General features: G+C 45.3%; 12 protein-coding genes and 1 pseudogene. 7 read left to right on the top strand and 6 right to left on the bottom strand.

Annotated elements, in window-relative coordinates:
* The 3 genes and pseudogenes from DVY93_RS12030 to DVY93_RS12020 form a co-directional block, all read left to right on the top strand.
* Nucleotides 1-131: IS3 family transposase (locus DVY93_RS12030; protein WP_230710993.1), on the top strand; the 131-nt coding region annotated here is incomplete at its 5' end.
* Between the two features lie 32 nt (nucleotides 132-163).
* Nucleotides 164-376: pseudogene (locus tag DVY93_RS12025) on the top strand (peptide MFS transporter); the annotation flags it as partial.
* A 352-nt stretch (nucleotides 377-728) separates the two neighbouring features.
* A complete protein-coding gene (locus DVY93_RS12020; protein WP_230710991.1) occupies nucleotides 729-2,546 on the top strand; it encodes an aminopeptidase P family protein in 1,818 nt (605 codons plus the stop codon).
* 138 nt (nucleotides 2,547-2,684) lie between these two features.
* Here DVY93_RS12020 and DVY93_RS12015 read toward each other — a convergent pair whose 3' ends face one another.
* From DVY93_RS12015 to DVY93_RS12005, 3 genes are all read right to left on the bottom strand, one after another.
* On the bottom strand, nucleotides 2,685-3,548 hold the full coding sequence (locus tag DVY93_RS12015; RefSeq protein ID WP_230710989.1) for a hypothetical protein: 864 nt from the start codon (nucleotides 3,546-3,548) through the stop codon (nucleotides 2,685-2,687).
* Nucleotides 3,549-3,800: 252 nt separating this feature from the next.
* Nucleotides 3,801-5,180: a beta-ketoacyl-ACP synthase II gene (fabF, locus tag DVY93_RS12010; protein WP_193005513.1), complete on the bottom strand. Its 1,380-nt coding sequence runs from the start codon at nucleotides 5,178-5,180 to the stop codon at nucleotides 3,801-3,803.
* Between the two features lie 154 nt (nucleotides 5,181-5,334).
* A complete protein-coding gene (locus tag DVY93_RS12005) occupies nucleotides 5,335-6,708 on the bottom strand; it encodes an anhydro-N-acetylmuramic acid kinase (RefSeq protein WP_230710987.1) in 1,374 nt (457 codons plus the stop codon).
* 119 nt (nucleotides 6,709-6,827) lie between these two features.
* Between DVY93_RS12005 and tyrS the strand changes: the two genes are divergently transcribed.
* Together tyrS and DVY93_RS11995 are read left to right on the top strand one after the other, a co-directional pair.
* A complete protein-coding gene (gene tyrS / locus DVY93_RS12000; RefSeq protein WP_198334463.1) occupies nucleotides 6,828-8,042 on the top strand; it encodes a tyrosine--tRNA ligase in 1,215 nt (404 codons plus the stop codon).
* A 95-nt stretch (nucleotides 8,043-8,137) separates the two neighbouring features.
* A complete protein-coding gene (locus DVY93_RS11995; protein WP_230710985.1) occupies nucleotides 8,138-8,368 on the top strand; it encodes a DUF1653 domain-containing protein in 231 nt (76 codons plus the stop codon).
* A gap of 87 nt (nucleotides 8,369-8,455) precedes the next feature.
* On the opposite strand, the gene DVY93_RS11990 is transcribed toward DVY93_RS11995, so the two are convergent.
* Nucleotides 8,456-9,412 carry an alpha/beta fold hydrolase gene (locus DVY93_RS11990; protein WP_230710983.1) on the bottom strand — a complete coding sequence of 319 codons (957 nt, stop codon included), beginning with the start codon at nucleotides 9,410-9,412 and terminating at the stop codon, nucleotides 8,456-8,458.
* 251 nt (nucleotides 9,413-9,663) lie between these two features.
* Here DVY93_RS11990 and DVY93_RS11985 point away from each other — a divergent pair, with 251 nt between their 5' ends.
* Nucleotides 9,664-10,320 (top strand): hypothetical protein, encoded by a 657-nt coding sequence (locus DVY93_RS11985; RefSeq protein WP_230710981.1) that lies wholly within the window; start codon nucleotides 9,664-9,666, stop codon nucleotides 10,318-10,320.
* 171 nt (nucleotides 10,321-10,491) lie between these two features.
* On the opposite strand, the gene DVY93_RS11980 is transcribed toward DVY93_RS11985, so the two are convergent.
* The gene (locus tag DVY93_RS11980; protein WP_230710979.1) at nucleotides 10,492-11,244 is read right to left on the bottom strand and encodes an SDR family NAD(P)-dependent oxidoreductase; all 753 of its coding nucleotides are present in this window, start codon (nucleotides 11,242-11,244) and stop codon (nucleotides 10,492-10,494) included.
* Between the two features lie 139 nt (nucleotides 11,245-11,383).
* Nucleotides 11,384-12,043 (bottom strand): uracil phosphoribosyltransferase, encoded by a 660-nt coding sequence (upp, locus tag DVY93_RS11975; protein WP_114701744.1) that lies wholly within the window; start codon nucleotides 12,041-12,043, stop codon nucleotides 11,384-11,386.
* Nucleotides 12,044-12,412: 369 nt separating this feature from the next.
* Here upp and DVY93_RS11970 point away from each other — a divergent pair, with 369 nt between their 5' ends.
* Entirely contained in the window at nucleotides 12,413-13,114 is a 702-nt protein-coding gene (locus DVY93_RS11970) for a DNA glycosylase (protein WP_230710977.1), read from the top strand.
* Nucleotides 13,115-13,708: the final 594 nt, after the last annotated feature.

Genomic DNA, 13,708 nt, shown 5'->3' with positions numbered 1-13,708 from the left:
AGAAGCCTCAAAACATTGAGCAGTTAGAGCAACAAATCCATGAGTACATTCATTATTACAACCATGAGCGTATTCAATTGAAACTAAAAGGACTGAGCCCTGTACAGTACAGAACTCAGTCCTTGGGTTAAACTAAACCGTCCAAGTTTTGGGGGTCAGTTCAATGATGGGGCTTTTCTTTGCTTCTATCGCTATGGGTAACTTGGTTGCAGCTTTCTTTGGTGGTCATGTTTCAGCCGATAAAATCGAAGGCTTACCAACGCTGTTTACGACTATGACCATCTTTTTGGTGGTGACGGCGGTCGTGTTATTGGCATTAGCCAAACCTATCAATAATATGCTGAAAAAAAGTGAGCATGCAGATCAAGTCAGTTAACGAATAGTATTTCTAGTCAGTCGTTGACAATGCAACCTGCATAAGGCAATGACGAATGATGAGACGTGTTACCATCACTGGTAACACGTTTTATTGTTTTACTTGGTGAGCGTTTTCTTTCAGGCTATTGAAAGCCTAGGTTTTGCCCAAACATCTAATGAGGTCTGTGATCAGAATATCAGTCCTAACTGATTGGGCTATTTTTACTGACTACTTATTAATGCTTATTTATTGACGCGTATTTTCGAATGTTCATTGTCTATATTTAATTTTACCGCACGAATAAGACGACTAACCATAGTCGCCTCACAATCCTATTTTTCCAAAATCAATATCAATAAGGACACACTCCATGAATAAACAAATCATCCATGAACGTATCGAGAGCTTGCGTCAGATTCTGACCGCACAAGACCTAACGGCGATTATCGTGCCGTCTGCCGATCCACATTTGTCTGAGTACTTACCAGAGTATTGGCAGGCACGTCTTTGGTTGTCAGGGTTTACAGGTTCAGTGGGTACGCTTGTGGTAACAGCGGACTTTGCGGGTCTGTGGACGGACAGCCGTTATTGGGTACATGCCGCTGACCAGCTAGAGGGTACGGGTATCAGTTTGGAGAAGCTTGCCCCCGGTCAGCCAAATCATATCGACTGGCTCGCGACTCACTTACAAGAAGGTGATAGTGTGGCAGTGGACGGCAATGTGCTGTCTATCGCTGAGCAAGATCGTCTGTTAAATGCTTTTGATGCAAATGACATTACTTTAATCACTGAGCGTGATGTACTGACAGACATGTGGACGGAGCGCCCAGCGTTGCCAGCCGCCAAACTGTATGCACACGATGAGCAGTTTGTGGCGCAGTCTGCCACATCAAAACTTGCCGCGGTGCGCGATGGTATGGCAGATGCAGAAGCGACGCATCACTTGCTTTCGAGCTTAGATGACATCGCTTGGCTCACCAATCTACGCGGCGCCGATGTTGATTATAATCCGGTGTTTTTGGCACATATGCTCATTAGCGCAGACAGTGCGACATTGTTTGTGGATACCAATAAAGTCAGCGCTGAGATTGCCAAAGGTTTGCAAGAGAGCGGTATCACCCTTGCCGCTTATGAGTCTGTGCAAGAGGCGTTAGGGACATTGACGCCAGAAGACTTATTGTTATTAGACCCAAATAAAGTGGCGGTAGGTACACTATCGAAAATGGCAGATGATGTGGGCTTTATTGAGCAGATGGCACCAAGCACTTTGCTTAAGTCGGTTAAGTCTGACGCTGACATCGATCACGTCCGTGAGGCCATGCGTCAAGATGGGGCGGCTCTATGTGAGTTTTTTGCCACGTTTGAGCAACGTCTGAATGCGGGTGAGCGTCTAAGTGAGCTGGATGTTGATAGTATGCTCATCGAGGTACGCAGTCAGCAACCACACTATGTGTCGCCAAGTTTTCCAACCATCGCAGGTTTTAATGAAAATGGTGCCTTGCCACATTACCGCGCGACGCCAGAAAAATTTAGCTACCTTGACGTGAGTGAAGGCGAAGGCGGGTTATTGCTGATTGACTCTGGTGCCCAATATCAAAACGGCACCACTGACATCACTCGTGTGGTCGGTATCGGTCAAGTGAACGCAGCGCACAAACGTGACTTTACCACGGTGTTAAAGGCTCACATTGCTTTAGCTCGTGCCCATTTCCCTGATGGTATCTTATCACCGTTAATCGATGCGATTTGTCGAGCGCCATTATGGCAAGCCCAAATGGATTATGGTCATGGTACGGGCCACGGCGTTGGCTATTTCTTAAACGTACATGAAGGCCCACAAGTCATTGCTTATAGTGCCAGTACGCCAAAAGAGCGCGCCATGAAAGCAGGTATGATTTCAAGCAATGAGCCAGGTTTATACCGTGAAGGCAAGTGGGGCATTCGTATCGAAAACTTGGTCATCAATACGCCAGTGGCCAATCCTACTGAGACAGAGTTTGGTGATTTCTTACACTTTGAAACCATCACTTACTGTCCAATTGACACGCGTTTGATTGAGCCCTCATTACTCGATCAAGTAGAGATTGATTGGCTAAACGACTATCATAGCCAAGTTTATGCAGAGCTAAAAGATCGCGTTGATGGCGCGGCGCTTGAGTGGTTAACCGAGCGTACCAAAGCGATCTAAGACAGCGTGACGCTCTGTTAATTGAGCATAAAAAAGCCCCGTTCATTGATGGATGGGGCTTTTTGGTATTTATTTTAGAGTTTCTAGAGTTTTGATCGTTTTTTAGAGGGGTCTGTGATATTAACAACGCGCTAATATTTAGTGTACGTTTTTCTTAGCGACTTCTTCATTAGAGACTGACGCCCCTTGTTCATCTAAGTGTTGAGTCAATTCCGCCCGTAGCCAAGACTTTAGGTTCTCAGACATCAGCATCATCTGCTCACTGAGATAGTCATCAATCTGCCCTTCTAGCTCGCGGATTAATTCTTGATGGGCGGTGCTCAATGTCGTGTCTTTTATGGCCAAGCTGATCGCTGCACTGGCTGTACCATGAATAGCTTTGAGGTGGTTATCGCGGGTATCATTGTCATTGTTGATAGCGCTATCGTTAACAGCGTCAGCACGTTCGCTAATGGTTTTGTGGTTAGCGCTATTTTTAGCAAATGTACTTTTGCTGGTGTCCGGATCGTTACTCTCAGCCGTTACTGTTACTTTATTGGCCTCATTTGCATCAACGTCTGCTTCTGATGCATTATGATTGTCCTTATTCGTTACTAGCGGCGCGCTTTTTTTAGCTTCTTTTTGTGCGGCTTCTGCTGTGTCACGTTGTTTGGTTTCTTCTTTTAGTTTGGCTGCTTCTTTTTGCTTGGCCTCTTCTGTCGCCTGTCTTTTTTGTTCTTCTTCTAATCGTTGTTTTTCAGCAGCAGCACGTTCTTGATTTTGTTTATCAGTGATGGCTTTAACAATCGCTTGCTCGGCCTCGTGGTTGTCATAGAGCTCATCGACATGCGCGTCTAAATCATGCGTGTTAAAAACGAAGCTTTCAAAAGACGTCTCATTTTGTAGTAGGGTGGTGATGTCTTTTAGCTCTTGAGTGATGGCGGCGCGAATAGGTTCAGGCGCACACGTCCAGCGCTGATAAAACTGGTGGGAAAACGAGTAGCTTGACATGATATCTTCCATAAATGTTCCAAAAATTACCCCTTATCATACGCAAGTACGATAAGGGGCTGCAAGTGGACAAACGTAGCAAATCTGACACCAACGTTACAACGTCACGCGCTGCAAATTTTATATAGGCAGTTCAAAATAAAATCGATACATCAGTAGCCACAGGCGACTGGTATAAATTTTCCTTGCTTGCTGCTAATACAGAGGCTGCGCAAAATTCATTCCAATCGCTTTGTACCTCTTTTAAAGTGATTCGACTATAGGTTAGTGATTGACAGGCCAACGAGCAAATATCAATGAGCCATTGGTACCACCAAAGCCGAAGCTATTGGATACAGCGTATTGCAAATTATCAACTTTACGCGCGTGGTGGGCCACATAGTCGAGGTTACAGTTGTCTTCAACATTATCCAAATTGATGGTGGGTGGTACCTGCTGATGCTGTAGGGCAAGTACCGTAAATATGGCTTCAATACCACCAGCGGCACCAAGTAAGTGTCCCGTCATTGATTTGGTTGAGCTGACCAATATGCTGTCTTTCACTGGCGCAAATACCGTTTCAATGGCTATCGATTCGGCGACATCGCCTGCAGGGGTACTGGTGCCATGGGCGTTCACATAACCAACCGCAGAAGGGTCGATACCCGCATCATTTAATGCATTGCGCATCGCTCGAGCCGCGCCGCTACCATCTTCGGGCGGTGCAGTAATGTGGCTGGCATCATCACTCATACCAAATCCGACCAGTTCTGCCAGTATTGTCGCACCGCGCGCTTTGGCATGGGCGAGACTCTCTAATACCACCACACCTGCACCATCACCAAGTACAAAACCGTCGCGGTCTTTGTCAAAAGGACGTGACGCTTTGGTTGGCTCATCGTTGCGGGTTGAGAGGGCATGCATGGCCCCAAAACCTGCCATGCCAAGTGGGCTTGAGCCTTTTTCACTACCACCAGCCAGCATGACATCAGCATCGCCGTAGGCAATCAAACGGGCTGCCAAACCCATAGCGTGGGTGGCGGTGGTACAGGCAGTCGATGTGGCAAGATTAGGGCCTTTTAAAGCGTGTTTAATGGCTACCAAGCCTGCGGCCATGTTGACAATAGAGCCTGGAATGATAAAAGGCGAGACCTTGGTAGCGCCTTTTTCACGCAGGGTGTCGCGACTGTTTTCAATGGTCTGAATGCCACCAATACCTGACCCTAAGATGATACCAAAACGTTCCTGATCGGCATCGGGCACAGGGGCGTCAGCAGCACTCACTTCATCGATAAAACCAGCATTTTTTAACGCCATGGCAGAAGCCGCAATACCATAATGTATGAAATCATCATAGCGGCGAGCATCTTTGGCATTCATGTATTGCTTGGCGTCGAAGTCTTTGACGACGCCTGCAATTTGAGCACGATAGTCTGTCGCATCAAAATGCGTAATCGGCGCGATACCGCTGTCGCCATTCAGTAGGCTGGTCCATGAGCTATCAACGTCTAGGCCAAGTGGTGTGATAGCGCCCATCCCTGTCACCACGACTCGCATATCATCAGAGCGCTCGTAGTGTGGTGGCTTATGACGCGTGTTATGCGCAGGGGCTGCGGCAGTAGGATTGGTAGCTTGCGCGTTAGGTGAACTGCTGTGTTGGCTCATGCGATATATCCTGTACTGATGGTCCTAAGAGGATGATTTTTTCTTTTACTATTATAGGTAAGGCGACAACGTACACTATTTATAGCGTTATCCCAGTATCTTGGCAACCATTATAAAACACATTAGTTTACGCATGTAAACTTAAATTAACTGGTCAGGCAAAACAAACTTGCCCCAATACCACGCCTTTATTTGCCCCAGTGACCGCTGGCAAGTTACCTGTGCCACCCATCAGTGTTTGCCGTGCTAACCAGGCAAATGCGACCGCTTCCACCCACGTTGGCTCAAGGCCTAAACTTGCCGTGGTTTCTACTGTGCAATGCGGCAGATGCGCTTGCAAACGCTTGATTAGATAGTGATTAAGCGCACCGCCACCGCACACATAGACGGCACCAGATGCTTCTCCATCTTTATTTAAAAATGGTTTGATTTGTGCGCTCGCACTGACGGCGGTGAGCTCGGTCAAAGTGGCTTGCACGTCCGCTGACGAGTAACGCACATACACAGACGCTTGATCGAATTTTTGTAGCTCATTTTGTAACCATGTTAGGTTAAAGTCTTCACGGCCCGTGCTTTTCGGATAAGGACGAGCAAAAAATGGATGTTCTAGAAGCTGATTAAGCAGCGGCTCGACGACTTGTCCTGACTGTGCCCATGTGCCGCCGTCATCATAATCTTTATCGGTGTGCAATGCTGTCCACGCGTCTAATAACAAATTGGCAGGGCCGGTGTCATAACCAACCACACTCTTTGACGGATGATCACTTGCTGTGTCATTAGCAGTCGAAGGCAGCACCGTTATATTGGCAATACCGCCCAAATTTAACAACACCCGAGTGCTATTAAGGGTGGCAAAGAGCGCTTGATGAAAAGCGGGTACCAATGGCGCACCTTGGCCACCGACCGCCATATCACGGCGGCGAAAATCACTGACGACACTGATACCAGTACGTTCAGCGATAATATTGGCATCGACCAACTGCAAGCTAAAGCCCATCTGTGGACGATGACGTACCGTCTGTCCATGACAGCCAATCGCTAAAACAGCTTCTACCTCTGTACCTGCTTGCTGCAACAAGGCATTGACCACGTCGCTGGCAAATTCAGCGTACTCACGACTTGCCCAGCCAAACCAGTCCAGCTCGCTGTTTGGTTCATCCGCTGCTGGAGTTAACTGATTTACACCATTGGGCTGGCAGAGCGCCAATAATACTTCACGCAGTCGTGGCGGGAAGTCTTGGCTATATGTCGCCAGCAACCGCATGGGTTGCTCGGTATCTTTTTCGTGACTCATGTCATTATTAAACTGACAGAGCACGGCATCCATCCCATCTAAGCTCGTCCCTGACATCATACCGATATACAAGCCCTCATCGAAGTTTTCAAACACGGTTTGTTCGAGTGCTTCGCTCAGGTTGGCGTAATTTAAGTCATCAATATCGTCTGGATGATTGTCTAACGCCCTATTTAAACTTAAATCTGTATGAGTATTATGAGGAGTATCAGCAATCGATGCAGGGTTGGTCATGGCAATTTACCTTAAAAAACGCTAGTATATCTGCCAAATTCTAACATTTTTTGACGGCTGCGAGATTTTAAATAGCCCACGTGCTTTTACCCTTCGATAAAGACAATAAAGAGATCATCATGACCACTCAAACCTACACCCTAGAAGAACAGCTTGCTCTTATCCAGCGCGGGACGCAAGAAATCCTATCTGAAGAAGATTTAGTCGCCAAGCTTAAACTAAATCGTCCGTTGCGTATCAAAGCAGGTTTTGATCCCACAGCCCCTGACTTGCATTTAGGACACACGGTTTTGATTAATAAGCTCAAACACTTTCAAGATTTGGGTCATGAGATTTATTTTTTAATTGGCGATTATACCGCCAAGATTGGCGATCCTTCTGGTAAGAACAGCACGCGTCCGCCATTGACCAACGAGCAAATCAAGGCCAATGCGGCCACCTATGCCGAGCAAGTGTTTAAAATCTTGGATAAAGACAAAACCCGTGTGGTCTTTAACTCTGAGTGGTTTAACGACATGACCGCAGCCGACATGATTCAGTTGGCCAGTCAGCAAACGGTGTCGCGGATGCTTGAGCGTGATGATTTTTCTAAACGCTATGCCTCGCAAACGCCGATCTCTATCCATGAGTTTCTCTACCCACTGGTGCAAGGCTATGATTCTATCGCTCTAAAAGCCGATGTTGAGCTTGGCGGTACAGACCAAACCTTTAATCTGTTAATGGGACGTACCCTGCAAGGACGTTACGGCCAAGAGTCACAAGTTTGTATCACCGTGCCTATTTTAGAGGGATTGGACGGCGTGAATAAAATGTCTAAATCACTCGGCAACTATGTCGCCATTTACGATGCGCCGGGCACAATGTACCAAAAGATTCTGTCAATGCCAGATACTTTGATCCGTCGTTACTTTGAGTTTTTAAGTTTTAAACCCATGGAAGACGTCGAAAGTCTCATGAGCGAGATGGAAGAGGGGCGCAATCCTCAAGAAATCAAACGTATTTTGGCCGAAGAGTTAATCGAGCGCTTCCATGATGCTGACGCGGCTGCCAACGCCCACAAATCAGCCGGTAATGTGCTTGCCGATGGTGAGCTGCCAGTGGATTTACCAGAAGTGACATTAACCTTAGATGAAGCTCAAAGTGAGTTATTTATTACCCAGATATTAAACCAAGCTGGTTTGGCTAAGAATAGTGCTGCGGCAAAAGATATGTTAAAGCGCAATGCGGTAAAAGTCGATGGCGAAGAGGTCAATGCTGGCTTTAGCTTAAGCTCAGGTCAGACGGTTGTGATTCAAGCAGGCAAAAAGGCGTATGCAAAAGTGACAGTAGGTTAATATAGTATTTAATATACAGAACAAAAAGGAGGTCGGCATGAATCGCCGACCTTACTTATAGGCTATTTGAAAACATACAAAATTAGAGTGTAATAATGACAAAACCAACCGTAATCCCAGGCATTTACCGCCACTATAAAGGCAGCCTATATCAAGTGTTGCACACCGCGCAGCATTCAGAGACCGAAGAAACATTGGTCGTTTATCGTTGTCTGTACGGAGAGTATGGCGTTTGGGTCAGACCGCTTGCGATGTTTACTGAAACGGTATCGGTAGAGGGTAAAGAGATACCACGATTTGAACTGATTAAAGCGTTGGCTGATTAAGTTTAAACGTTTTCTTAACTATTTCGATAGCACATGAAACAAATAAAAAGCGACTTTTGGAGTCGCTTTTTTTATTCAGATTCAAAACTACTCTCGCAAAAACGCTTTTAATACCTTATAAAAGCCAATTGGCTCATCCACCGGCACAGCATGACCTGAGCGCGGCAATATAACTTCGCGAGCATTGGGAAGCATCCGTGTGATTTTTTGCTGCCATAAGGGGTCATATAGCTTGGAGCGACCACCGATAAGATTGACCACTGGAATAGTCACGTCTTCTAGAGCGGGCCGAAAATCATAGGGTAGCGCCAAATAGGCTTGTAGGCAGCGCATCTTATGTTGCCACGTGCTGTGGTCATAAAACACCAACTTGTGATCTTGTTGATGGGTCAGTATGTGCACAATGGCCTTTGAGCGCGGACGGTTTACTGACAGTAGGGAAAACGAACGTTCGACATCTGTGACGCGCCGTTTGAGAGCAAAAGGCAAGTGCGTAAAGCTATCGAGCTTAGCATACGGCAGTGTCAGGTCTACCACCTCATGAAAGACCTCAAACCTCTCTTGTTGCTGTTTTCCAAACAGTCCACCTTGCCAGTCCAATTGATTATGAATAGCAGGGCTCTGATCGATATTCAAATAGCGACTGACTCGTGACAAGCCAAAACGCTCAAAATACGCCCACATCACGAGCGCACCCATTGAGATAGCAGCGACTGGTAGTGACTCTATGTGGCAAGTCACACAAATTTGCTCAATCACGGTGTTAATATCATCGGCGTACTGACGCACAAAATCAAACTGATGAAGTTCGATATCTTTTGCCGCTCCGAACCCTCGCAAGTGCGGTAGATAAAACGCATACTTACCAGTGAGCGGCAAAATAAACGGCAAAAACTCACGCGCATCCATCCCATACGCATGTAGCATCATGACGGGTTTGCCATTGCCAATGACCGTTACTGGCAGCAGTGTACCATCCGCCAGTGCAACCTTTAGCGTCTGTAATTGATAGTGAACCGGTAGAGAAAGAAGGTTTTTTTTCATAGAGTGGCACAATCAGTTCAGGATAAAAAGGGCAGGTTTATAAGTCGTTTTTGCTGGTGTTGCTGTAAAGTGCATCGGTTACATACTTTGTTCTTATCAAACACTCTTAGCTTCCACACCCAAATAAAAGACTGTTATATTAAGACAATCATGATGACCATAGCATAAAATCTGTCTAACGGTAAAAATTGCCACTGTGATGTGTGATGTGTGATGAGATTTCATTTGTCAGCCAATAAGGATATCAGCGTATGAGTAAGACGATATTACCGCTGCTCGATAGCAGTCTTTATCCACAAGTTTGGCAGCAGCAGACGTTTACGAATCCACAAACCCTCTTAACCGCAATGCTTACAGCAGATATTACCCCAGATGCCCACGCCTTTACCCAGCAGTTGCTAGCCAATGACACGTATCAAGAATGGATTAATAGCACCGTATTTGGACGTTATCTCCATCGCAACTTTACGGCGTTTTATCAGCAAGCAGAAGACAGCTTTAACAGTGATATGCCTGCATTATTTCGCCAAGAGTTAGCACGTCACGCGCAGTATTTGCCGCTAGAGCAGACATTATTTTTTGCAGGTAATTTACCCAAAAGCGTTCGGCAAACCAAGGTTTTAACCACCACCGTCAACCCTGCCACTGCCGTAATAAACGCGCAGAAAACAGCTGAAAAAGCAACAATGAATCATTCAAGGACTATTGTCAATCAGGTAAAGATTGTCGGCAAACAAGTCTTAGGATTCCCAATCCGCCACAATAAACGCACTAGCGAGCGCTTGCGCAATGAAGTACTGATTTTAGACTTTCAGGATTTGCGTTTGGTCAATGAGCTAAACATTGAAGGCATAAAAAAAAGCAATATAGATCACTCCATATTGCTTCGGTTTTACGATTTACGTTGATCAGACAAAGTGAGACAGTCGGTTCGATTTAAAAACGCTAAGGGATTGTTGGGATGAATGGTTCGAAGCCTGTGTCTATAACAGCACAGAAAGCAAGAACAATTTATACCAGCAGAACGCTTGTGTTGCCTCACGCTTTTATTTTTAACTGACTATAGACGATATTAGAGTCTAAGAGTCTTGCTTGGCAATCGTCAAACCATTGTAGGTTTGCGCCACTGGCATCACCTCCAAACGGTTGACATTAATGTGGGCAGGCGACTCAATCAGCCACAATAAAATATCGCCGATGTCGTCGCCTGTCATGGTTTCAAAACCATCATACACCTGTGCGGCTTTATCATCATCGCCATGATAGCGCACGTTGGAAAACTCCGTACCAGCGACATTACCTGGCTCAAGATTGGTCACGCGTACTTGTGTACCAAGCAGATCTGCACGCAAGTTTAAGCTAAATTGCTTTACAAAGGCTTTGGTTGCACCGTAGACGTTACCGCCATAGTAAGGCCAGCTACCCGCAATCGAACCAACATTAATAATATAGCCACTGTCACGTGCCACCATCGCTGGCAAGACGGCATGGGTCAGCGCCATCAAACCTTTAACGTTGGTATCAGTCATACGCATCCAGTCATCAAGATTGGCTTTATGAGCCGGCTCTGTACCAAGTGCCAGCCCTGCATTATTGACCAACACATCGATTTGCTTAAAGCCGTCAGGCAAGTCAGCAATGATTGATGGGAGGGAGGCTGTGTCACTAACGTCCATGACCACAGGTAAAAACGCCTCGCCTAAGGTGTCAGCCAACTCGTTAAGTTTGTCTAAGCGCCGGGCACAACCAATGACGCGATGACCATTTGCGACCAAACGCTCAGCCAGTGCTTTACCAAAACCGGCGCTTGCTCCTGTAATAAGTACGTTCATTACCTCTCCTTATCATTGATGCTGTGTGCTTCTACCATGAGATTTTGGCGACTGCTCGACTTATCTTATTATCTTATCTTATCTTATCTGAGTCACACGTGGCCGTTAACGTCGCGGCTTTAGGCTAAATGGCCTAACGTTATCTGTTTGATAACTGCTTACCAAAGATTTTATCACCCGCATCACCAAGACCTGGAATGATATACCCGTGCTCATCTAAATGACTGTCTAGCGCGGCGGTGTAAATGGTCACGTCAGGATGCGCTTCATTCACCAAACGTACGCCTTCAGGGGCAGCAACTAACACCAAGGCTTTAATGTTAGTACAGCCATTTTTCTTGAGCATCTCGATGGTCGCAACCATGGAGCCGCCCGTCGCAAGCATTGGGTCGATGATAAGGGCTGGACGTTTGTCCATGTGGCTCACAAACTTTTCAAAGAAAGGCACGGGCTGTAGTGTTTCTTCGTCACGTTGTAGACCCACGACAGAGATTTTTGCGGTAGGGATCAAATCAAGCACCCCGTCAAGCATGCCAATGCCTGCACGTAAAATCGGTACGATGGTCGCTGTTTTCCCGATAATTTGCTCCCCAGTGATTTCACCACACCAGCCTTGCATTGGGAAGGTTTCAATTTCAAAATCACGGCTCGCTTCATACGCCATCAAGCGGGCAAGCTCTTTGGTCAACGTCCGAAATTTATAAGTACTACAATCTTTTTCGCGCATTAGGCTGAGTTTATGACGGACTAGTGGATGATCGATTACCGTAATTTTTAAACCGTTGTTTAAGTCACTCATAAGAACTCTCTTGATTTTTGGGCTGACGCTTGCGCAGTTACTGCGGTTGCTATTAGTATAAAAGATACAAACACTTACTGCACTTTAACCTTATATTAAGCACATAAATAGTAAGATGAACGCTGTAATATCAAGCTCGCTAAATACATCGAATGCTTTTGCAACGGTATTTTTTCACGAAATTATCATGTTAGCGTACATAACCGTTATGAAAGCCACGGCGATTTAGACGAAATAAAGCATTATTTTCTGAACTAGGCCGACCACGTTTTAAGCGGACTATGTTTTACTATATAGCGCTATTTAAAGTGAAGTAGTATTTAGGCCTGCTATGATAACAAAAAAACCACTTTTCTGATGAAGAATATCATGACTACACGACCAGACACTGACCAAAACAAGGCAAGTCAGGCAGATAACCTCCTAATATTGTCCGAAACAAGAGCCGCCGCAGTAGAGACTCATCCGTTTGCGCCGGTGCTGCCACCAAATGCCACCGTAATGATGATGGGTACGTTTCCACCAACTGCTGATAAGTGGGCGATGTCTTTTCATTATCCTAACTTTTATAATGATATGTGGCGTATCTATGGGCGCGTGTTTTTTGACGATGCTGACTATTTTAGAGTAGGCGATGAGAAGCGTTTTGACCCTGACCGTATTCGTAATTTTATGTTTGAACGTGGCATCGCCTCGTGTCCTACTGTCAAGCAAGCCATTCGGGAGACGGGTAATGCCTCTGATAAAAACTTAACCGTCGTAACGACGGTAGATTTGGACAACATCTTGCCGCAAGTACCAAAGGTAAATACATTATTTACCACAGGTGGTAAAGCGACTGAAGTGTTGCTCGGACTATTAGATGAGCCAATTGCCAAATCAAAGCATCCCAAGACCAACCAAAGTATGGATTATCCTTATCAATGGCAAAATGCAGACAATAGCCAAACAGCCGACGTTAACGATTTAACTTTGTACAGACTGCCGTCTACTTCACGCGCTTATCCCTTAGCGTTAGACAAAAAAGTCGCGGCCTATAAAGACTTCTTTAAAAAGATAGGTAAGCTATAAGGTAATGATTGTAGGATTTACTGCTTTAGAACCTCTTATATAGCTAGAAAGCGTCTATAAAAAGTCCCTAGCGTGAAGAGAAAAGTGACGTTAATCGAAGTAAACACTCAGTAAGCACCCGCTCTCATAAATAGTTAGCATTCTTTTTCACACTTAACTTATTGAAATGGCGTTAGTATTTGGCGTCTATCAAACTGATTTGATAAACTCTCAGAATAACCCCTTGACCCCACATTAAAACCACGTATAATGCCACCCAGTCGGAAGGGAGCTGCATTAAGAAACATAGATCACATCTATGGGAGATAAAGCAGCTAGTTTAGATTTAACCCCATTCTTCATAGTAAGAAAAAAAGTTAAAACTAAATAAAAAATACTTCTTGACTTGGTAAAAAAAGCGTCTATAATACGCACCTCATTAAGGGAAGCAGTTAATAAGAAGGGTGATTAATCATCCGTAATTAACGAGCTAACTTATTGAAACAAATTAAAAAAAGAAGTTGACAGCGTATTAAAACATGATATGATAGTCAGCTCGCTAATTAGCAATAACCACATTGGATATTGAGTATAATTAGTCAGAGATACCTAATA

The sequence above is a fragment of the Psychrobacter sp. CCUG 69069 genome, from assembly GCF_021023115.1.
In the GTDB taxonomy this organism is placed as follows: Bacteria; Pseudomonadota; Gammaproteobacteria; order Pseudomonadales; family Moraxellaceae; genus Psychrobacter; species Psychrobacter namhaensis.
Note: the sequence above shows the minus strand (reverse complement) of the source record. Positions and strands in the feature narration are given on the sequence as shown.